The following is a 20,942-nucleotide window of genomic DNA, read 5'->3' on the forward strand; positions in this document are numbered from 1 at the left end:
ATCCCGCGCCGATCTCTGGAATACAGTTCCACCGTGTACGCCTACTGGGAGACCGTTCCGACCAGGTGGAAGGACAACGACGTCTACGGCCACGTCAACAACGCCATCCACTACTCGATGATGGACACCGTGATCAACACCTGGCTGATCAGGAGCGCGGGCCTGGACATCCACGACGGCGACGCCATCGGCCTGTGCGTCGAGTCGCACTGCGTCTACAAGGCGTCGGTCTCCTTCCCCGAACCCGTCCGGGTCGGGCTGCGGATCGGGCACCTGGGCCGTTCCAGCGTCCGCTACGAGCTCGGGCTGTTCCGTGAGGACGGCGAGACGGTCGTGGCCGAGGGCCACTTCGTCCACGTGTTCGTCGACCGGGAGACCCGGCGGCCCGCCGGGATCCCCGGGCCGCTCCGCGAGGCCATGGAGAAACTTGTGGTCACCGGTTGACCTCCCCTCGCCCATCGGAAGCCGGAAATCGGAAACCGGAAGGCGACTCCGGGAGACCCGCCGGAAAGACGGGCCTCAGGAGACGGGCTTCTCCGGGGCGACCAGGACGCCCGGGTTGAGGATGCCCTCGGGGTCGAGCCGGTCCTTGATCCCGCGCAGGATCTCCACCCCCAGATCGCCGATCTCGACCGCGTGGGCCTCCCGGTGGTCGCGGCCGACGCCGTGGTGGTGCGAGATGGTGCCCCCGGCCGTGACGATCGCCTCGTTGACCGACCGCTTGGCCGTCTCCCACTGCCCGACGGGGTCGTCGGTCTGCGCCGTGACGACCGTGAAGTAGAGGGAGGCGCCGGTGCCGTACACGTGGGAGATGTGGCACATCACCAGCGGTGAGCCGAGCGAGGCGTGCAGCGAGAGCCGCACGGCCTCGTACAGGCGGGGCAGGTTGGACCAGAATCCGGCGGTCTCCAATGTCTCGACGGTCGCCCCTGCGGCGAGCAGCGAGTCGCGCAGGTAGGGCGCGGAGTAGCGTCCGTGGGCCCACGACTCGCCGGGGTCGGGGCCGAGGTAGACGCCGCCGAGCCCGGACGCCACGGCGGCGACCCGTTCCCGCAGGGCGGGCACCTCCGAGAAGCCCTCGTACCCGGCGACGGCCAGGCAGCCCGCGTCGGCGGACAGCGCGCCGATCTCGCGCGGCCTGGCCAGCCCGATCATCGTCTCGGTCTCGTCGGACAGGCGCAGCACCGTGGGCAGGGCGCCCTCCTGGGCCAGGCACCGCAGCGCGGCCGAGCCCGCCGCGAACGACTCGAACCGCCATCCCTCGTAGACGCGCTCGGCGGGCGCCGGCCGGACGCGGAGTCTCAGGGAGGTGATCACGCCGAAGGCCCCCTCCGACCCGAGGATCACCTGGCGCAGGTCGGGCCCGGCCGCCGAGGCGGGCGCCCGGCCCAGGTCGAGGGTGCCCCGCGGGGTCGCCACGGTCATGCCGACGACCATGTCGTCGAAGCGGCCGTAGCCGGCCGAGGCCTGGCCGCTGGAGCGGGCGGCGGCGAAACCGCCCAGCGTGGCGTACTCGAACGACTGCGGGAAGTGTCCTAGGGTGAGCCCGTGCCCAGCCAGAAGCTGCTCGGCCTGCGGGGCGCGCAGCCCCGGTTCCATCTCGGCGACCATCGACTCGCGGTCGACGGCGACCAGCCGGTTCAGCCGGGCCAGATCCAGCGCGACGACACCGGCGAAGCCCTGCCTGGTCGCGACCAGGCCGCCGACCACGGAGGTGCCGCCGCCGAACGGGACCACCGCGACCCGGTGCGCGGCACAGGTCGCCAGGACCGCCAGCACCTCATCGTGGGAGCCGGGCAGCACCACGGCGTCAGGCGCGTCGGAGCCGTCTCCGGCGCGCATGCGCAGCAGGTCGGGGGTGGACTTGCCGCGGGTGTGCCGGAGGCGGGCGTCGTCGTCGAAGCGCACGTGGTCGGCGCCGACGACATCGCGCAACGCGGTGAGAACCAGCGGGGACAGGGCCACGGCGGGCAGGCGCACCTCGCCGAAGTCGGCGGCCCGGTCCCGCGGCGGGCGCACGCCCAGCATCTCGTGGAGCAGCTTGCGAATCGGTTCCGGCAGGTCGGCGGCCTTGGCGGGATCCCCCCAGCCGGACCAGAGCATGGGTTCCGCGGCACTCGTCGGTTTTTCCACCCCTACACTGTGACATATGACGTCCATCCGTCACAACGTGGCCGCGGAGAGCGGCGACCAGATCCTCGACGCCGCCCGCGAGGTGGTCCTCGCGGTGGGGGTGCGGCGGGCCACGCTCACCGACGTGGCCCGCCGGGCCGGGGTGTCCCGCATGACGATCTACCGCCACTGGCCCGACATGCGCAGTCTCGTCGCCGACCTGATGACTCGCGAGTGGGTGCGCGTCGCCGGCCGGTTCGCCACCGAGGACCCGGTCACCGCGGCGGTGGCGGTGGTGCGGGCGCTGCGCGACCACCCGCTCTGGCGGAAGATCGTCGAGGTCGACCCCGAGCTGCTCCTGCCCTACCTGCTGGACCGCCGGGGCTCAAGCCATGAGGCCATGCTGGGCCTCGTCGAGTCGGCGATCATCGCAGGACAGGGCCTCGGCACCGTGCGCCCCGGTGACGCGGCGAGACTGGCCAGGGGCGTGCTGCTGACGGCCCAGTCGTTCCTGCTCTCCGGCCCCACCATGCTGAACCCGCTCACCAGGGACGATCTGGACGCCGAGCTCGCCACGCTCCTGGAAAGGTACCTACGACGGTGAAATCGTCTCTCAACGCCGCCCGCCGCGCCCGCGAGCTCGCCGAGGTCCGCGACCTCGTGGTGGACGTGCTGGTGGTGGGGCTGGGCGCGACCGGTGCCGGGGCGGCGCTCGACGCGGCCTCCCGAGGTCTCTCCGTGGCCGCGATCGACGCCCACGACCTGGCGTTCGGGACCTCCAGGTGGAGTTCCAAGATGATCCATGGCGGGCTCCGCTATCTGGCCAGGGGGCAGGTCGGGGTGGCGTACGAGAGCGCGGTGGAGCGTGGCCACCTGCTCGGCCGTACCGCGCCGCACCTGGTCAGGGCGCAGCCCTACCTGCTGCCGCTGGTCCCCGCGGTCTCCCGCCGCCAGGCGGCGCTGGTGATGACCGGGTACCGGCTCGGCGAGGGGCTGCGGATCGCGGCGGGCACGCCCCGCCACCTCCTTCCCGGCCCCTTGCGCATCTCCGCCGAGCAGGCGCTCGCCCTCGCCTCCCCGCTGGATTCGCGCGGGCTGCGCGGCGCCCTGCTGTCGTGGGACGGGCGGCTGACCGACGACGCCCGCCTGGTGGTCTCCGTGGCCAGGACCGCCGCCCGCTGGGGGGCGAGGGTGCTGACACGCTGCCGGGCGCTGGAGGTGTCCGGCGAGGGCGCGCTGGTCCGCGACGAGCTCGGCGGGGACACCTTCACGATCCGGGCCAGAACGGTGGTCAACGCCACCGGGGTCTGGGCCGCCGGGCTCCACCCGGACATCCGGATGCGCCCCTCGCGCGGCACCCATCTGGTATTGCGACCCGAGACGCTGCCGGGTCTGGCCGCGGGGCTGCACATCCCGATCCCCGGCGAGAGCAACCGGTTCGCACTGGTGCTCCCCCAGTCCGATGGGCGGATCTACGTCGGCCTCACCGACGAGCCGGTGGACGGTCCCGTCCCGGATGTCCCGCAAGCACCGGAGGAGGACGTGACCTTCCTGCTCTCCGTCCTGAACTCCGTGCTCGAGGAGCCGGTACGGCGTGCGGACGTCGCCGGCACCTACGCGGGTCTGCGGCCGCTGCTCGCCGCCGACGGCCGCACCGCCGACCTGTCCAGGAAGCACGCGCTACTGGCCACGCCGGACGGAATGGTGACGGTGGTGGGCGGCAAGCTGACCACATACCGGCGGATGGCCGAGGACGCGGTCGACCGGGCCGTGTCGCTCGGCGGCCTCAAGGCGGGCCGGAGCCGCACCGCGAGCCTGCCCCTCGTCGGAGCCGTCCGGCCGGACGGCTGGAGCGGCAAGGGTACGGACCGGCTCCTGGAGCGGTACGGGAGCGAGGCGGGCGCCGTGCGGGCGCTGATGGCCCGCGAGCCCTGGCTGGCCGAGGCGGGCCCGACCGGGGTCACGGGGGCCGAGCTCGTCTGGGCGGTCAGGCACGAGGGTGCCCTGGACGTGGACGACCTCCTCGACCGGCGGACCAGGATCGGCCTCGTCCCCGCCGACCGTGAGGCCGCCCTCCCGCTGGCGCGCGCGGCACTGGCCCACTGACACCACTGACACCACTGACAGCACTGACACCGCCGGCGCGCTTTTACCCGCCTATGATCCTTCTCCCCCTGCGCCCCCCTGATCCGGCCGTTAGGTTAGTCTTGCCTAACTCGGAGCGAGGAGAGAGTGTGATCACGGGCTGCGGCGCGAGCATGGCGAACATGACGAGCAGGGGATGCGAGCACCCCCGGGGCTGCCATACCGGCGAACTGCCCGTCCACGCCAGCGCGACCGTCGGAGCCCGCTTCTGGCTGCTGATCGAGCACTCCGGCCCCTGGGCCTCCCACCTCGAGGACTGCAAACTTCCCGAGGGCGTTCACACTCTTATCAAACGGGCCACGCGGCTCGGCATCCGGCCCCAGCTGATTCGCCGCCCGGGTCGCAGAAACCCCGTGGAAACCGGCATTCACGTCATGGTCGCCGACTCCACCGCCGCCGAGCCGTGGATCGCCGAAGGCGTCTTCGCAGGTCCAGACGATCTTGACCTTGACAGCGTGGTGGCCGGAGTGGTCCCGGAGTCCTGCATACTTGTGAGTGAGCCGGTTTTTCTGGTCTGCACGCATGCCAAGCGCAACGCGTGCTGCGCCCGCATTGGACTACCCCTAGCTCGGTCCTTGGCGAAATCATTGCCGGACACAGTATGGGAAACATCACATGTTGGCGGCGATCGATACGCCGCCAACCTCGTGTGCTTGCCACACGGGCTTTACTACGGCAGCATGTCTCAGGCTGCTGCGATCGCGGCAGCCGACGCGTACCGGTCCGGCGAGATCATTCTTGACCGTTTCCGGGGACGCGCAGGCATCCCTGAGCCACTGCAGGCCGCTGAGCATTTCATCCGCATTCATACGGGTGAACTCTCGGTTGGCGGAGTGGCCGTGGAATCCTCCAGGTCGGACGGCGCCGTCACCGAGGCATTTGTGCGCGGTAGTGGCGCTCGTTTTCGGGTAGTGGTTGAACCCATGACGCTGACAACGCCATGTGGTACGGCTTGCGCCGATACGATCACTACCTACCGGCTGGTAGCGCTGGACAGGCTGACCCCTGTGCTGTACGCCACGTCCGCGCTGACCTGACCTGAGGGAACATCACGGCCAATCCAGGCGTTGGATCCAGGGACGCCACAAGCGTCCAAATGCGGCATCAACCAGAAATACCTCTCAACTATAAGGTGGTTTTCTCATGTCTCAGGTACGTCGGCAGACCGCCCGGCCTCGGCCCAGCTGGGGATGGCAGGATGACGCCGCGTGCCGGGGCGAGGACCTCGTGCTCTTCTTCGGTCCCGACGGTGAGCGTCAGCCCGAGCGTGACATCCGCGAACGTAAGGCCAAGGCGATCTGCGCCCAGTGCCCTGTTCGCGCCGAGTGCCTGGACTACGCGCTGTCCCGTCCGGAGAAGTACGGCACCTGGGGCGGTCTGAACGAGGACGAGCGCGCCTCCGAGCGTCGCCGTCGCATGCGCCGCGCCGCCAGCGCCGGCATCAGCGCCGTCGCCTGAGCAGTACCTCCACCCGGCTTCCCCCGTACGTGTGATCTCGCGCACCCCTTGCGAGATCACACGTTGTCGTGTCGGGCCCCGCACATGCGGTGTCTGAAACAGATCACCGCACGGCGGGCATTTCCGCGTTTCACGGCCTGTTGCGGCCCGGCTTCCGCATCTCCTTGTGGATGATCTTCCACTTGTTCTGCAGTTCCTTGCGGAGCCGCGCGTCACTCCTGGAGGCCATCCACGCGGCCTCCCTCTGGAGCTTGTTCCAGCTCTCCAGCCGCCGCTCGGGAAGCGTGCCGTCCTCGATCGCGGCGAGCACCGCGCAGCCCGGCTCGCTGTCGTGGCGGCAGTCGCCGAACCTGCAGCGCTCGGCGAGTTCCTCCAGGTCGGAGAAGACCATGTCCACGCCCTCGCCCATGTCGTACAGGCCGATGCGGCGGATACCGGGCGTGTCGATGATCAGTCCGCCTTTCGCCAGCGGAATGAGCTCACGGTGCACGGTGGTGTGACGCCCCCGGCCGTCGCCGGCCCTGACCTGCTGGGTCTCCATGACGCCCGCCCCGGCCAGGGCGTTGACGAGCGTGGACTTGCCCGCGCCGGAGGCGCCGAGCACCACCGCGGTGCGCGTGCCCTCAAGGTATTCGCGGACGATGCCGACCCCCTCCCCGGTGACCGAGCAGACCGGGTGCACGTCCACCCCCGGCGCCGCCGTGGCCACCTCCCTCAGCAGGAAGTCGAGCCCCTCGCCGATCAGGTCGGACTTGGTGACGAGCACCACGGGACGGCCACCGCTCTCCCAGGCGAGCGCGAGCAGCCGCTCGATCCTGCCCAGATCCGCGGTGTCGGTGGCGTGCAGCGCGGGTTCGGCGACGAAGACGACATCGACGTTGGCGGCGAGCACCTGCCCCTGTGAGTCACCTGAGAGCCCGCTCCTGGAGACCCTGCCGACACCGCCACGCACGAACGCGGTGCGCCGGGGCAGGAGCGCCTCCAACTCGAAGCGGCCCTCGGCCAGCCGGCGGAGCCCGACCCAGTCACCGACACAGGGCAGGGCCACGGGATCGGCGGCGGCTTCGCGCCGCACCCGGGCACCGTAGTCGGCCCGGAGATGACCGGAGGCGGACAGCACCTCGGCGGCACCGCGATCGACGCGGGACACCCGGGCGGGAGTCAGACCGGCGGGGAGTTCGGCGGCGAAGAAGTCGTTCCAGCCGAGCGCGGTGAGAGCGGCCGAAGAAGAGATGATTGGCGAAGACAACGTGGGTACACCCTTTTGGAAGGTCGGGTGCCCCGTCGTGAATCGGCTAGGCGGGCACCCGGAGGTTGGTGGATGGCATGATCATCAGAACAACCCGCATGATCTCCACCTCCTCGTGGCTCACGGCCGCCCGGCTCTCGAACGACGTCTTCCGGAGAACCATAGCGCAGCCCCTCCCGCCCGGTGCAAACCCATTTTGGCCGTGCCGGGGAACGCGTCAGGGCCCCGGGACGCGTGGCGTCCCGGGGCCCTGACGGGTCCGGCCCTTGAAGATCTGTTCAGCCTCGTCGGCACGGCCCCGAGCGTGCCCGGCGCACCGTCCGCGAGGGCTCGGTCACAGGCCGGGTGCCGGGAAGTGGGAGGTGAGCTCCCTGACCTCGCCGTGGACTCGGGTGATGACGTGCTTGGCCTCGTCCTCGTCCTTGGCCAGGGCGGTGACGACCTGGTCGATCCAGGCGCCGATCTGCCGCATCTCGGCGACGCCCATGCCGCGGCTGGTCACGCCCGCGGTGCCGATGCGGATGCCCGACGGGTCGAACGGCTTGCGCGTGTCGAACGGCACGGTGTTGTAGTTGGTCTCCAGACCCGCCTTGTCCAGGGCCTGGGCGGCGGGCTTACCACCGATGCCCTTGGGGGTCAGGTCGAACAGGATGAGGTGGTTGTCGGTGCCACCGGAGACCAGGTCGAAGCCGCGGCCGCTGAGCTCCTCGGCCAGCGCCTTGGCGTTCAGGACGACCTGGCGGGCGTAGTCCTTGAAGTCGTCGGTCGCAGCTTCCTTCAGCGCCACCGCGATGGCCGCGGTGGTGTGGTTGTGCGGGCCGCCCTGCAGGCCGGGGAAGACCGCCTTGTTGAGGGCGGTGGCGTGCTCGTCGGAGGTGGCCATGAGCATGGCGCCCCTGGGCCCGCGCAGGGTCTTGTGGGTGGTGGTGGAGATGACGTCCGCGTAACCGACCGGGGACGGGTGGGCGCCACCGGCCACCAGGCCGGCGATGTGCGCGATGTCCGCGGCGAGCACGGCCCCGACCTCACGGGCGATCTCGGCGAAGGCCGGGAAGTCGATGGTGCGCGGGATCGCGGTACCACCGCAGAAGATCACCTTGGGTCGCTCACGGAGGGCGATCTCGCGCACCTCGTCCATGTCGACGCGACCGGTGTCCTTGCGAACCCCGTAGCGGACCGGGTTGAACCACTTGCCGGTGGCCGAGACCGACCAGCCGTGGGTCAGGTGGCCGCCGAAGGGCAGGCCCATGCCCATCACGGTCTCGCCCGGCTTCAGGAAGGCCAGGTAGATCGCGAGGTTGGCGGGCGAGCCCGAGTAGGGCTGGACGTTGGCGTGGTTCACCCCGAACAGGGACTTGGCCCTGTCGATGGCGATGGTCTCGATCTGGTCGATGACCTGCTGACCCTCGTAGTAGCGCTTGCCGGGGTAGCCCTCGGAATACTTGTTGGTGAGGACGGTGCCCGTGGCCTCAAGAACGGCCTTGGAGACGTAGTTCTCCGAAGCGATCAGCTTGACCGTGTCGGCCTGCCGCCGCTCCTCGGCCTTGATGAGCTCGGCGATCTGCGGATCCACGCTGGAAAGAGCACTCATGCGCCTTCACTCCCCTGTCATCGTCGACATCGCGTGAAGACCCAGGCGCTCGGCCTTCTCGCCCTTCAGCTCCCTGGTGGTCTCTCCCACCCTATGCGCCAGTCGCCGCATAGACGATAGCGGACTAACCCATACGGCTGGCGCGACCTGCGCCGTCGACCGGCCAGAGCCGGTCGACCTCGGCGTTGAGCGTGGCCCCGATGAGCACGGCCAGCGCGGTGATGTAGAGCCAGAGCAGTACGGCGATGGGCGCGGCGAGCGAGCCGTAGATGGAGACCGGGGAGAACCAGGCGGCGAGCACCGCGCGCAGCACGGCGGCGCAGACGATCCAGATGACGAGCGCGAGCACCGCCCCGGGCAGCTCGCGCCACCAGCGCGTGCGTACGGGCACGCTCACGTGGTAGAGCAGGGTAAGGAAGATCACCGAGCCGATGACGACCACCGGCCAGTAGAGGACGTCGACCAGCGGGGCGTAGTCGGTCGGCAGGGCACCGCGCAGCGCGACGGGACCGAGAACGAGCACGGGCATCACCACCAGCCCGATCAGCAGCCCCGCGAGATAGAACCCGAAGGACATCAGGCGGGTGCGGATGATGCCCCGCTCCTCGCCGAGGCCGTAGGCGACCGAGATCAGGTCGACGTAGACGAACAGCGCCCGCGAGCCCGACCAGAGCGCGAGCAGAAAGCCCAGGGAGATCAGCGAGACCTGGTTCTCGGGCTTCAACACGTCCTCGATGAGCGGGGTGACGACGGTGTCGACGGCGTTGTCCGTGAAGAGCAGGTGGGCCTGCTGGTCGATCCAGTCGCTGACGTTCTTGACCGTCTCGGGGCCGAACACCCGGGTCAGCTGGCCGAGCACGCCGATCAGGCCGAGCATGAACGGCGGCAGCGACAGCAGCGCGAAGAAGGCCGCCTCCCCCGCCAGGCCGGTGACGCGGTAGGTGACGCCCGCGTTCGTGGTGGCGGTGACCAGCGCCCACAGGTCGGTTCCGCGCATCCACGCGAGCGCCGCCCGCAGCCGGGTCCAGACATCCATACCGCGAATCCACGCGAGGCCCGTGCGCAGCCATGTCCCGGGCCCGCGCGAAGGGCGCCGCTTGGGCCCGGGCCGCTGGGCCGGGGCATCAGTGGACGTCATGCCACACAACGGTATTCCTAGCCGTGCTTGATCACGAGTCAGGCGGGCAACGATCGAATCTCACCCGCCTGCCCGGGTCACCTGTGGTAGAACGCCTGGGCGTCGTCGCTGTCGACGATCCGGGCGCCCAGCGGCAACAGGGAGACGGGGATCAGCTTGAGGTTGGCGAGGCCCAGCGGGATTCCGATGATCGACAGGAAGAGCGGGATCGAGGTCAGCAGGTGCCCGATCGCCAGCCAGATCCCGGCCACGACGAACCAGATCACGTTGCCGATGGTGGACATCACCCCCGCGTCGGGGTCGCGCACCACGGTCCGGCCGAAGGGCCACAGCGCGTAGGCGGCGATCCGGAACGACGCGATGCCGAACGGGATGGTGATGATCAGAATGCAACAGACGATGCCCGCGAGGACATAGCCGATCGCCAGCCAGATTCCCGCGAAGACCAACCAGATGACGTTCAACAAAGTCCGCATATTTACAAGGATGTCAGGCGAAACAGCCTCGCTTCTATCCGGTACTCCCCTGAAAAACCCCTATCTCTCCCCCTGGCCGAGGGGGGCTCTTCCCTTCCCCGGGGGGCCGGCGAAGGCCTGCGCGACCGCCGTCCAGGCCCTCGCGGTCTCGCCGCGTACCAGCAGGGACGTGTCGGCGAGGTGGCGGCGCTGGACCACCAGGAGGCAGAAGTCGAGCATGGTGCCGCGGACCAGATCGGGGACGCCCGGGGGGCCGGCCGCCCACGGCGATCCGTCGGGCATGGTCAGCTCCACCCGCACCGGCTGTGCCGGCGGCTCCAGGCCGCGCACCGCGAAGCCGTACGGCAGGGCGCGTACCCCGAGCGTCGCCACGTGCCTGAGCCTGGCGGTCGGCGCGCGCGTGACGCCGAGCGCGTCCGCCACGTCCTGCCCGTGAGCCCAGGTCTCCATCAGGCGCGCGGTGACGAAGGAGGCGACCGACATGTCGGGCCCGTACCAGGGCAGCCTGGCGCCGGCGTCCAGCCGGGCGAAGGCCTCCAGGCCGCGGGCCCTGGCCTCGCGGAACCAGTCGCGTATCTGGCCGGCGGCCAGGCTGCGCGAGGCGACCGCGAGCTCGTCCACCGCGGAGTCGCCACGGGCCAGGAGGGCGGGCAGGGCGGCGCGGAACCCGTCGGGGTCGGTGGCGGAGACGGTGGCGGCGTCGTCGAACCAGGCGAGATGGCTGATCTGGTCGCGCACCATCCAGCCCTCGGCCGGGGTGGCCAGCTCCCACTCCTCCGCGCCGAGCCTTCCGATCATCGCGTCGAGTTCGGCCGTCTCGGCGTGCAGATCCGCCAGCAGCTCGTCCATCAGGCCCATGGCGCCTCCCTGTTCCAGCCAAGGCCAGGTTAACCGAGTAATGTTCTAGAGGGAACAGCGCAGAATGGAGGCATGATCTGCCAGGAGTGCAAGGCACGGCGGCACGAGAAGTGTCGAGGGGGCTCGTGGTGCGACTGCCAGCACAAGCCCGCCGACCGGCCCAGGGAGTCGGCGATGGGCTGGCCGCGCCAGGGATGACCCGGGCCCGGATCTCGCCCTCGCGTCCAGATTGTGGACCCGACATTGGACATCCGGTGCCACCAAGGTATCGTCAGGGACATGCCAGCGGACCCATTGCTCGTCGTGCGACGCCACGTCGACCTTCTGCGTGTCCGCAGTGCCATCTGTTGTGACGTCCGTTAACCGTCGCCCTCTGCTGATTTCACCCAGCTCGGCCGCGTAACAGGCGTCCTCCTCTGAGTAATCGACCCCCGCACTCAACGACGAGGCGGGTGGTGCCGCCCGTGCGCGTCCGGAAATCATCCCATCGAGCCTCAAAAAGGACGCGCACATGACGACCCCGGCCCGGCCGGTCAACCGACACCACAAGCGCCCGCGTGGCGAAGGTCAGTGGGCTCTCGGTTACCGCGAACCGTTGAACAAGAACGAGGAGAACAAGAAGAACGATGACGGGCTCAACGTCCGTCAGCGGATCATCGACATCTACTCCAAGCGGGGCTTCGACTCCATCGATCCCTCCGACCTGCGCGGCCGGATGCGCTGGTTCGGTCTCTACACCCAGCGCAAGCCCGGGATCGACGGCGGCAAGACCGCGATCCTGGAGCCGGAGGAGCTCGACGACCGCTACTTCATGCTCCGGGTCAGGATCGACGGCGGCCGGCTCGACCTGGCGCAGCTGCGGGTCATCGCCGACATCTCCAACCTCTACGGCCGGGGCACCGCCGACGTCACCGACCGGCAGAACATCCAGCTCCACTGGATCGAGATCGAGGCCGTCCCCGACATCTGGGAGCGCCTGGAGTCGGTGGGCCTGTCCACCACGGAGGCCTGCGGCGACACCCCGCGCGTCATCCTGGGCTGCCCGCTGGCCGGGATCGACACCGACGAGGTCCTCGACGGCTCCGCACAGATCCAGGAGATCTACGACACCTACATCGGCGACCCCGCCTTCTCCAACCTGCCGCGCAAGTTCAAGTCGGCGGTGAGCGGGTGCCCGGCGCACTGCACCGTGCACGAGATCAACGACGTGGCGTTCGTGGGCGTCGTGAACGACAAGGGCGAGCGGGGTTTCGACCTCTGGGTGGGCGGCGGCCTGTCCACCAACCCGATGCTCGGCAAGCGGCTGGGAGTCTTCCTCACCCCCGAGCAGGTCGCCCCCGCCTACGGCGGCGTGATCGGCATCTTCCGCGACTACGGCTACCGCCGCCTGCGGCACCGGGCCCGGATCAAGTTCCTGATCAACGACTGGGGCGCGGAGAAGTTCAGGGAGATCCTGGAGACGGAGTACCTCGGCCACGCCCTGCCCGACGGCCCCGCGCCCGAGGAGCCGCGCGGCGGCCGCAGGGACCACGTGGGCGTCTTCCCGCAGAAGGACGGCAACTTCTACGTCGGCTTCGCACCGAAGGTCGGCCGCCTCGACGGTGACAAGCTGCACCTGATCGCCGACATCGCCGAGCGGCACGGTTCCAACCGGGTGCACACCACCGTCGAGCAGAAGATGGTCATCCTCGACGTGGCGCCCGACCAGGTCGACAGCCTCGTCGCCGAGCTGGAGGCCGGCGACCTGCAGGTCAACCCCTCCACCTTCCGGCGCCAGACCATGGCGTGCACCGGGATCGAGTTCTGCAAGCTGGCCATCGTCGAGACCAAGGCCACCGCGGCCAACCTGATCGACGAGCTGGAGCAGCGGCTGCCCGATTTCAAGAACCCGCTGACCATCAACGTCAACGGCTGCCCCAACTCCTGCGCGCGCATCCAGGTCGCCGACATCGGCCTGAAGGGCCAGCTCGTCGTCAACGACAAGGGTGAGCAGGTCGAGGGCTTCCAGGTGCACCTGGGCGGCTCGCTGGGCGTCAACCCGGGCTTCGGCCGCAAGGTCCGCGGCCTGAAGACCACCTCCGAGGAGCTTCCCGACTATGTGGAGCGGGTGCTGCGCAACTTCGAGGAGCAGAAGAAGGACGACGAGACCTTCTCCGACTGGGTGCAGCGCGCCGACGACGCGGACCTGAAGTGAACGGCGGAACGGATGAGTGAGCGCGCCGTCCCCTTCCACTGCCCGTACTGCGGCGAGGAGGACCTGGAGCCCTACGAGGGCGACGGCGGCTGGTACTGCCGGTCGTGCGCGCGTGCCTTCAAGTTGAAGTTTCTCGGAATCGGGGTGCGCTCGTGACGCGCGGCGAATCCGACGCGGTCCACGCGAAGGCCAGCGAGGCCTTCGCGAGCCGCACGGTCCAGACGGCGAGTTCCGGCGCGACGAGCGCACCGCTCCGCGGGGCGAATGAGGATTGGGTGAACGAGCGATGACACTGGTGGACATCGAGATCGGGTTACGGCAGCAGCGGAGCGCGTTCGAGCTGCAGGACATCGTCGAGTCGGCCTCCCGGTTCCTGGAGGACGCCTCGGCCCTGGAGATCATCCGCTGGGCGGCGGCGACCTTCGGCGACCGGCTCTGCCTGACCGCCTCCATGGCCGACGCCCTGCTGATCGACCTGGTCAGCCGGGTCAAGCCCGGCGTGGACGTGCTGTTCATCGACACCGGTTACCACTTCGCCGAGACGATCGGCACCCGTGACGCGGTCCAGCAGGTCTACGACGTGAACGTGATCAACGTGAAGCCGTCCCGGACCGTCGCGGAGCAGGAGCGCGACCTGGGTCCGCGCCTGTTCGGACGCAACCCCGACCTCTGCTGCTACCTGCGCAAGGTCGAGCCGCTCAACCGCGCGCTGGAGCCCTACCTCGCCTGGGTCTCCGGCATCCGCCGCGACGAGGCGGCCACCCGCGCCGGTGTCAAGGTCGTGGAGTGGGACGCCAAGCGCCAGATGGTCAAGATCAACCCGATCGCCAGCTGGACGCAGGACGACGTCGACAACTACATGGCCGACAACGGAGTGCTGATCAACCCGCTGCACTACGACAACTACCCCTCGATCGGCTGCGCCCCCTGCACCCGCCAGGTCGCCCCGGGAGAGGACCCGCGCAGCGGTCGCTGGGCCGGCATGGGCAAGACCGAGTGCGGGCTGCACGTATGACGTGGCGCTCCCCCGGCGCCGCTTCCGTGACACCGCTGATCGCGGTGGCGCACGGGTCCCGTGACCCGCGCGCCGCCGCGACCGTGGAGGACCTGCTCGACCTGGTACGGATTGCGCGCCCGGAACTCCTCGTGCGCACCGCCTACCTCGACCACGCCGCCCCGACGCTCCCTGCGGCGCTGTCGGGACTGACCGAGGCGGTGGTGCTGCCGCTGCTGCTCACCGAGGCCTACCACAGCCGGGTCGACATCCCCGGCGCGCTGGCCGAGGCGACGGCCCGCCGGCCCCTGCTGCGCGTGCACGCGGGCGCCACCCTGGGCCCGCACCCGCTGCTGGTCACCGCGCTGGAGCGGCGGCTGGCCGAGGCGGGGGTGGAGCCCGGCGAGATGGGCACCGCCGTGGTGCTGGTCTCGGCCGGCTCCAGCGACCCGCGGGCCAACGCGACGGTCGCCCAGATCGCCGGAGACTGGTCCGCACGGCGCGGCTGGCGGTCGGTGAGCGCCGCCTACGCCTCGGCCGCCGGTCCCACCCCGCAGGAGGCGGTGCTGCGCCTGCGGCGCTCCGGGGCCGCCAGGGTCGTCATCGCCCCCTACCTGCTGGCCCCCGGCCACTTCGCCGACAAGATCCGCCGCGAGACGCTGGCCGCGGGCGCCGACGTCGTCGCCGACGTGCTGGGCGCCGCCCCGGAGCTCGCGGCGGTGCTGCTCGAACGCTACGACCGGGCCGCGCACCGGCGAAGGGTGCTCGCCACCGCCTGAACCCCACCGTGCCCGGCTCCGCAGCTCAGGGACCTCACGAGGGGCTCAGGGACCTCACGAGGAGGCTCAGGGCACGCTCGGGGGTGCGGTGGCCTCGCCCTTACAGCGCAGCAGGACCATCTTCCCGGTTCTCGGGTCCACCTGGCGCACGTTGTCCCGGCAGACGGGGAAGATCACCTCCCGCACGCTGACCGACCACTTCAGCGGGAAGGATTTCGCTTCGGCGAGCTGTGCCTCCCAGCCCTCGAAGTAGTCGTCCATCCCTTCGAGCAGCATGTTGATCGTCTTGCCCGTGCTGTCGATCTCGCCGGGCAGCACGGCCGCGGACACGACCCGCTCACCGGCCACCGAACTCTTCTGTTCCTTGATCGTCGTGGCGCTCCGGTCCTCTTGGAAGATCGCCATGGGGAATCCGTCGGGGCCGGTTCCGCAGAGCTGCCTTCTGGGAGGGCCGTCGTCGATCCAGACGATCGCCCGCCGCAGCGCCCCGGAGCAGTGGACGGTCACCGTCATCGAACCGCTTCCGGACCCGAGCCGTAGTTCCTCCCGTGTCCCGCCGGTCCCGAAGCTGCGGGTCATGACCTCACGCACGGGATACGGTTCTCCCAATGGCTGTGACACGGTCGGCGGGCCGGCGGATGGCCGGGCCATGACGCCGGTCCAGAGGTCGGCCTCACTCGCCGTACCGCCGCCCAGAGGCACGTTGAATGCCACCGCGACGGTGAGGGCGGCCGCGGCGGCACCGGCCGCGCCCCAGCGGCGGCGTCTGATCGCGCGGACCCGCCGGTGGACGTCGGCGACGGCCACGCCCCTGTTGTGATCCTCGCCCCCGTCTCCGGTCAGGATCTCGCGCAGTTCGAATTCGGTGATCGTCATCTCAGCTCCCCGTGGTGATCGCGACGGTCGCGGGATCGACCCGCAGTTTGCGCAGTGCCCGGCTGGCCTGGCTGCGCACGGTCGGCACCGAGCAGCCGAGGATCTCGGCGATCTGCTGGTCGGGCAGGTCGGCGAAGTAACGCAGCACGATCACGGCCCGCTGCCTGCCGGGAAGCCCGGCCAGGACCTGCCTGACCGCCTCCCGGCCGGCCACCGCGTCCTCCGCGGCCTCGTCCGGTGTCTCGGGGAGGTCCGCGCTCGGCACCTCCCCCCGCCACCTGCGCCGCCACCAGCTGGCATGGGTGTTGGCCAGGATGCGGTAGACGTAGGGGTCCGGATCGTCGCCCACTCTCCGCCAGGCGAGCCACGCCTTGGCCAGGGCCGTCTGTAGCAGGTCCTCCGCCGTGCCCCAGTCGCGGCACAGCAGGTAGGCGGTCCGCAGCAGGCGGGCCGAGCGCTGCTCCACGTAGCGCTCGAAGTCGGCCCGGTCTCGCATCGGGGGATCCTCCCTGCTCGGTGTATGTCACCGAGCACTACGCTCCGGGCGCCCCGAGACGTTGCACGCGTCCGGAGACTCACCCGCCGGGGGCGCGGGGAGAAATCCCGGACGGGGACAGAGGCGGCCGAGCGCACGGCCACGCGGCCCGGAATGGCGCGGTCCGGGTATACGGAGAGTTGACCAAGGCGCGCTCGGTCGTGCCGCGGCCCGGGAGTGGCACGGGCGACACGTAGCAGGTGAACGCGGGGCAGGTGAGAGACCGCGCGGGTGGGGGACGGCCGTCAGTGGCCGGGCAGCCTGGGGGGCCTGGGGGGCCTGGGAGGGTGCGCTGAGCTCCAGGGCTGAGGGGGCGGGTGGATCTGGTGGGGGCGTGCCTCACCGGGCAGCTCGCCGCGCATCTGGTCCCACTGCTCCCGCCAGGCGGCCCACTTCTTCTTGAGGGGCTTGGCCCGCGAGTCTCCGACCACCTTGATGTCCCCCATGAGGACATAGGCCTTGACCCGGACGATCGGCACGTTCGTGCCCGGGGGCGCCTCGATCACCTGGACCTTCTTGTCCCCCATGATGGCGATGCCGTCGAGCTCGACGTCCACGCCGTCCGGGACAATGATCTTCACGTCGCCCATGACCGCGGTGGCCATGATGTCGACCACCCCGGTGCGGACCTCGGCCTGGCGCAGGTCCAGCACGACGTCGCCCATCACGGCGACGGCACCGAGCGGTTTGTCGATCCGCCATGTGCCGCGCCGCTTGGAGCTGCCCATCACCGCCACGAACCAGCGTCGCGCCGCCCCGCCCCGCTCGGCCTCAGCCGGAGGATAGGCGGGGGCGGGCGCCGGGTGGCCACCTGGCAGGTCCGCGGTGAGCACGGCCAGCTCGGCCTGGGTGAGGGCGGTGTAGGCCGCCTCGGTGCGCTCGGTCAGCTCGCCGAGGGTCAGCCGTCCCTCGACGGAGGCGACCCGCAGCCATTCGACGGCGGCCTCCCGCTCGGCGTCCGAGACCCGCATTTCCCCGGGATCATTCATGACTCACAACATATCGCGAGTTGTCTGAATAGAGGATCCCCAGAAGGTAGGAAGCGCGGTGCGCCTGGAGAAGGAGACCAGGCCTGCTGACGCCCCCGCACCGGGCACCGCGTCCACCATACGGCGGCGCGGGGCACCGCGCCGGGCGTCGCGGCCGGTGTACGGCCTCCTCGCCAAGGCAGGCAATATGATCCGTAGGCATGTACCGAGAACTCCTGGACGCGGTGACGGGTAACGACGCCGAGCGGGTCGAGCGGCTGCTGCAGAGCGGGACGAGCGCCGACCCCGGCGGTGCGGAAGAGCCCACCGCCCTGTACCTGGCATCGAGCGCGGGGCGCGTGGCCATCGTGCGCGCACTGCTGGCCCACGGAGCCGACCCCAACCGGATCAGCGGCGGACAGGACGCGGGGCTGCCCCTGTGCGCCGCCTCGGCCTGGGACCGCGTCGAGACCGTGGAGACACTGCTGGCCGCCGGGGCCGACGTGTCCGGGCGGGAGGCCGACGGGTGGACCGCCGTGCTCTGGGCCGCCGCCAACGGGCGGGCCGATGCCGTCCGTACGCTGCTCGCGGCCGGGGCGGACCCCGAGGACGCCAACGAGGGCGGCGACACCGCGCTCACCCTGGCCACCCGGCGCGGCGCCCTGGGTGTCGTGCGCGCGCTGCTGGAGGCCGGCGCCGAGGCCGACCGGCCCGACGGCGACGGCGACACGCCGCTGTCCATCGCCTACGACTGGCTCGGCACCCAGCTGGAGAGCGCGCTCCTTGAGCAGGTCACCGAGCAGGCCCCCGAGGGCTCGCAGTTCGTCGTGGGCCGCAGCCGGGCCACGGACGGCACCGACCTGGTGACCGTCGCGGCGGTGGGCCCGGACGGGACCCGCGTGGCCGAGCTCACCTGCCAGCGCGGGCACGCGGCCGTCGCGACCCTGCTGGAGGACGCGACGGGCGAGCGACTGCCCTTCGACGAGATGGTCGAGCGGGCGATGCCCTACCGCGACATCGACGAGGAGGCCGAGACCTGGTGGACCGTGGCGAGCTCGCTGAGCCGGCGCGGCGACGGCGAGACCTTCGACGCGGCGGCGCGGCTGTGCGCGAGCGAGGACCCGCGCAAGCGGGAGTTCGCCGTCGACGTGCTCGCCGAGTTCGGCTTCACCGAGGACGAGAAGCCCTTCCTGGAGGAGGCGCTGCCGATCCTGCGGCGGATGGCGGCCACCGAGGGCGACGAGCGGGTGCTGCGCTCGGTGCTCGGCGCGCTCGGTCACCACGCCGACCCGCGTGCCCTGCCCGAGGTGCTGGAGATCATCACCTCCGACGGCTGGACCCGCACCCAGGCCGACCCCGCCGCGCTGGCCGCCGTCCTGCCGGCCGGCCACGCCGAGGGACTCGCGCTGCTCATCTCGATGACCGAGGACCCCGACGCGGAGGTACGCGACTGGGCGACCATGGGCCTGGCGGGTCTGGCGCAGGACAGTGAGCCGATCCGCGACGCGCTCGCCGCCAGGCTCGACGACGAGGATCTGAACACTGTCGCCGAGGCCACCCGCGGCCTGGCCACCCGGGGGGACGCCCGCGCCCAGCGGGGCGCCGACCGCGTGCTCGCCGAGAGCGACGAGGACGACGACTACGTCCGCGACCTGGTCAAGAACCTCTGAACCGCGAGCCGTACGCGCGACTCCCCCCGGCCGGCGCCGGGGCGGAGGACGCGTACGGCGGGAGGCGTTCCCGGAGACCGCCCCCTCCAACTCCACACGAAAGTCGGACATAGCACCACAATTAAGTGCACCAACCCTCCGGAGGGATGTTGAGATAGGTATAGGAGCCGGCGACGGGCCGGATGAGTTCACCGGAGGCCCCACGTGACCCATGACGTCTTCAACCAGGCAGATCCGCTCACCGGGCACGACGTGTCCGCCGACGCCGCCCTCATGGACGGCGTGGACCGGGAGGGCGCGGGATGGGCCACGGGGGAACTGCGCAGGCTCGGCCTCCTCGCCGGTTCCGAGCAGGCCCAGGAGTGGGGACGGCTGGCGAACGAGCATCCGCCCGTGCTGCGCACCCACGACAGGTACGGGCGGCGGATCGACGAGGTGGAGTTCCACCCCGCCTGGCACGAGCTGATGACCGTCGCCGTCGGCAACGGCATGCACGCCACCCCGTGGACGAGCGCCAGGCCGGGCGCACACGTGGCCCGCGCCGCCAAGTTCTATCTCTGGAGCCAGGTCGAGGCGGGGCACGGCTGCCCGATCTCGATGACCTACGCGTCGATCGCCGCGCTGCGCCACAGCCCGGTGCTCGCCGCCGAGTGGGAGCCGCTGCTGGCCTCGCGGAGCTACGACTTCGGGCTGCGCCCGCCGCTGGGCAAGCGCGGCGTGCTCGCCGGGATGGCGATGACCGAGAAGCAGGGCGGTTCCGACGTGCGGGCCGGCACCACCCGCGCCGAGCCGCTGAGCGACGGAAGCTACCTGCTGACCGGGCACAAGTGGTTCAACTCCGCCCCGATGTGCGACGTGTTCCTGGTTCTCGCCCAGGCCCCCGGCGGGCTGTCGTGCTTCCTGCTCCCCCGGATCCTGCCGGACGGCACCCGCAACGCCGTCCAGCTGATGCGGCTGAAGGAGAAGCTGGGCAACCGGTCCAACGCCAGCGCCGAGGTGGAGTACCACGGCGCGACGGCCTACCTGGTGGGCGAGGAGGGCCGGGGCGTGCGGACCATCCTGGAGATGGTCAACATGACCCGGCTGGACTGCGTGATCGGCTCCGCGGCCGGCATGCGGTACGGCGTCACGCGGGCGGTCCACCACGCCAGGCACCGCGCCGCGTTCGGCAGGAAGCTCGCCGACCAGCCGCTGATGCGCAACGTGCTGGCCGACCTGTCCCTGGAGTCGGAGGCGGCGACCGTCCTGATGACGCGGCTGGCCGGCGCCACCGACCGGGCCATCGCCGGGGACCGGGCCGAGGCCGCGCTGCGCCGCACCGCGCTGGCCGTGAGCAAGTACTGGGTCTGCAAGCGCGCTCCGGCGCACGCGGCCGAGGCGCTGGAGTGCCTGGGCGGCAACGGCTACGTCGAGGAGTCGCAGATGCCCCGGCTGTTCCGCGAGTCGCCGCTCAACGGCATCTGGGAGGGCTCGGGGAACGTCGCGGCGCTGGACGTGCTGCGCGCCCTGGGCCGCGAGCCCGAGGCGCAGGAGGCGTTCTTCGCCGAGGTCTCGCTCGCCTCCGGCGCCGACCGCCACCTGGACGCCGCCGTCGACCGTCTGCGTAAGTCCCTGGACGACACGACGGACATCGAGGCCCGCGCCCGGCGTGTCGCCGAGGACATGGCCCTGGTGCTGCAGGGGTCGCTGCTCGTCCGGCTGGCGCCGACGGCCGTCGCCGACGCCTTCTGCGTCTCCCGGCTGTCCGGCGACGCGGGCCGCGCCTTCGGCACGCTCCCCCCCGGCCTGGATCTGGACGTCCTCGTCGAGCGCGCCTCCTACTGACCCGCCCCCGGCGGGCGTTGCGGGGCCGTTCGGGCATTGGCTCCGGGGAGGCGAGTAGGGTCGGTCCTGGTTGAC

Annotated in this window: 21 protein-coding genes and 1 riboswitch; of the genes, 12 read left to right on the forward strand and 9 right to left on the reverse strand. The window is 70.8% G+C overall.

Translation table 11 applies throughout. The features are described 5' to 3' along the window. The first annotated feature begins 33 nt into the window (after positions 1–33). A complete protein-coding gene (locus ACWD3H_RS06045; protein ID WP_451954210.1) occupies positions 34–444 on the forward strand; it encodes an acyl-CoA thioesterase in 411 nt (136 codons plus the stop codon). A gap of 75 nt (positions 445–519) precedes the next feature. Here the strand turns inward: ACWD3H_RS06045 and ACWD3H_RS06050 are convergent, their stop codons facing one another. After that, entirely contained in the window at positions 520–2,103 is a 1,584-nt protein-coding gene (locus tag ACWD3H_RS06050) for an FAD-binding oxidoreductase (RefSeq protein WP_451954386.1), read from the reverse strand. A 46-nt stretch (positions 2,104–2,149) separates the two neighbouring features. Here ACWD3H_RS06050 and ACWD3H_RS06055 point away from each other — a divergent pair, with 46 nt between their 5' ends. The 4 genes from ACWD3H_RS06055 to ACWD3H_RS06070 all read left to right on the forward strand — a co-directional run bounded on the left by ACWD3H_RS06055 (position 2,150) and on the right by ACWD3H_RS06070 (position 5,715). After that, positions 2,150–2,716 carry a TetR/AcrR family transcriptional regulator gene (locus tag ACWD3H_RS06055; protein ID WP_355560262.1) on the forward strand — a complete coding sequence of 189 codons (567 nt, stop codon included), beginning with the start codon at positions 2,150–2,152 and terminating at the stop codon, positions 2,714–2,716. Beyond that, positions 2,713–4,218, forward strand: coding sequence for a glycerol-3-phosphate dehydrogenase/oxidase (locus ACWD3H_RS06060; protein ID WP_451954211.1), 1,506 nt, complete (start codon positions 2,713–2,715; stop codon positions 4,216–4,218). The genes ACWD3H_RS06055 and ACWD3H_RS06060 overlap by 4 nt, the downstream gene beginning before the upstream one ends. 128 nt (positions 4,219–4,346) lie before the next feature. After that, entirely contained in the window at positions 4,347–5,294 is a 948-nt protein-coding gene (locus tag ACWD3H_RS06065; RefSeq protein ID WP_355560270.1) for a sucrase ferredoxin, read from the forward strand. Between the two features lie 106 nt (positions 5,295–5,400). Beyond that, complete coding sequence (locus ACWD3H_RS06070; RefSeq protein ID WP_012893126.1) at positions 5,401–5,715, forward strand: WhiB family transcriptional regulator; 315 nt, start codon at positions 5,401–5,403, stop codon at positions 5,713–5,715. Between the two features lie 130 nt (positions 5,716–5,845). On the opposite strand, the gene rsgA is transcribed toward ACWD3H_RS06070, so the two are convergent. The 5 genes from rsgA to ACWD3H_RS06095 form a co-directional block, all read right to left on the reverse strand. Then, complete coding sequence (gene rsgA / locus ACWD3H_RS06075) at positions 5,846–6,964, reverse strand: ribosome small subunit-dependent GTPase A (protein WP_355560273.1); 1,119 nt, start codon at positions 6,962–6,964, stop codon at positions 5,846–5,848. Between the two features lie 334 nt (positions 6,965–7,298). Continuing rightward, the gene (glyA, locus tag ACWD3H_RS06080) at positions 7,299–8,555 is read right to left on the reverse strand and encodes a serine hydroxymethyltransferase (RefSeq protein ID WP_343967454.1); all 1,257 of its coding nucleotides are present in this window, start codon (positions 8,553–8,555) and stop codon (positions 7,299–7,301) included. Positions 8,556–8,587: 32 nt separating this feature from the next. Continuing rightward, a riboswitch (ZMP/ZTP riboswitch) is annotated at positions 8,588–8,671 on the reverse strand. Between the two features lie 8 nt (positions 8,672–8,679). Next, entirely contained in the window at positions 8,680–9,591 is a 912-nt protein-coding gene (locus ACWD3H_RS06085) for a YihY/virulence factor BrkB family protein (protein ID WP_355560277.1), read from the reverse strand. A 179-nt stretch (positions 9,592–9,770) separates the two neighbouring features. Further along, on the reverse strand, positions 9,771–10,169 hold the full coding sequence (locus ACWD3H_RS06090; RefSeq protein ID WP_355560280.1) for a YccF domain-containing protein: 399 nt from the start codon (positions 10,167–10,169) through the stop codon (positions 9,771–9,773). A gap of 60 nt (positions 10,170–10,229) precedes the next feature. Then, positions 10,230–11,027 carry a TIGR03084 family metal-binding protein gene (locus ACWD3H_RS06095; protein ID WP_451954212.1) on the reverse strand — a complete coding sequence of 266 codons (798 nt, stop codon included), beginning with the start codon at positions 11,025–11,027 and terminating at the stop codon, positions 10,230–10,232. Between the two features lie 279 nt (positions 11,028–11,306). Between ACWD3H_RS06095 and ACWD3H_RS06100 the strand changes: the two genes are divergently transcribed. From ACWD3H_RS06100 to ACWD3H_RS06120, 5 genes are all read left to right on the forward strand, one after another. Next, positions 11,307–11,390 carry a putative leader peptide gene (locus ACWD3H_RS06100; protein ID WP_350917820.1) on the forward strand — a complete coding sequence of 28 codons (84 nt, stop codon included), beginning with the start codon at positions 11,307–11,309 and terminating at the stop codon, positions 11,388–11,390. A gap of 148 nt (positions 11,391–11,538) precedes the next feature. Then, positions 11,539–13,221: a nitrite/sulfite reductase gene (locus ACWD3H_RS06105; RefSeq protein WP_350917027.1), complete on the forward strand. Its 1,683-nt coding sequence runs from the start codon at positions 11,539–11,541 to the stop codon at positions 13,219–13,221. 12 nt (positions 13,222–13,233) lie between these two features. After that, entirely contained in the window at positions 13,234–13,377 is a 144-nt protein-coding gene (locus tag ACWD3H_RS06110) for an Insertion element protein (protein ID WP_184616917.1), read from the forward strand. Between the two features lie 130 nt (positions 13,378–13,507). Next, positions 13,508–14,236 (forward strand): phosphoadenylyl-sulfate reductase, encoded by a 729-nt coding sequence (locus tag ACWD3H_RS06115; RefSeq protein ID WP_355560288.1) that lies wholly within the window; start codon positions 13,508–13,510, stop codon positions 14,234–14,236. Then, positions 14,233–14,994, forward strand: coding sequence for a sirohydrochlorin chelatase (locus ACWD3H_RS06120; RefSeq protein WP_451954213.1), 762 nt, complete (start codon positions 14,233–14,235; stop codon positions 14,992–14,994). Before ACWD3H_RS06115 ends, ACWD3H_RS06120 begins: the two co-directional genes overlap by 4 nt. Before the next feature lie 66 nt (positions 14,995–15,060). Here the strand turns inward: ACWD3H_RS06120 and ACWD3H_RS06125 are convergent, their stop codons facing one another. From ACWD3H_RS06125 to ACWD3H_RS06135, 3 genes are all read right to left on the reverse strand, one after another. Further along, a complete protein-coding gene (locus tag ACWD3H_RS06125; protein WP_451954214.1) occupies positions 15,061–15,870 on the reverse strand; it encodes a hypothetical protein in 810 nt (269 codons plus the stop codon). Between the two features lies 1 nt (position 15,871). Beyond that, positions 15,872–16,366, reverse strand: a complete 495-nt coding sequence (locus ACWD3H_RS06130; protein ID WP_350917040.1) for a SigE family RNA polymerase sigma factor — start codon at positions 16,364–16,366, stop codon at positions 15,872–15,874. Between the two features lie 284 nt (positions 16,367–16,650). After that, a complete protein-coding gene (locus tag ACWD3H_RS06135; RefSeq protein WP_451954215.1) occupies positions 16,651–17,394 on the reverse strand; it encodes a DUF1707 SHOCT-like domain-containing protein in 744 nt (247 codons plus the stop codon). Between the two features lie 200 nt (positions 17,395–17,594). On the opposite strand from ACWD3H_RS06135, the gene ACWD3H_RS06140 reads away from it, so the two are divergent. Both ACWD3H_RS06140 and ACWD3H_RS06145 read left to right on the forward strand, forming a co-directional pair. Beyond that, positions 17,595–19,043, forward strand: a complete 1,449-nt coding sequence (locus ACWD3H_RS06140; protein ID WP_451954216.1) for an ankyrin repeat domain-containing protein — start codon at positions 17,595–17,597, stop codon at positions 19,041–19,043. Between the two features lie 204 nt (positions 19,044–19,247). Continuing rightward, on the forward strand, positions 19,248–20,867 hold the full coding sequence (locus ACWD3H_RS06145) for an isovaleryl-CoA dehydrogenase (RefSeq protein WP_355560303.1): 1,620 nt from the start codon (positions 19,248–19,250) through the stop codon (positions 20,865–20,867). The last annotated feature ends 75 nt before the right edge of the window (positions 20,868–20,942 follow it).

The sequence above is a fragment of the Streptosporangium sp. NPDC002607 genome (assembly GCF_053592655.1).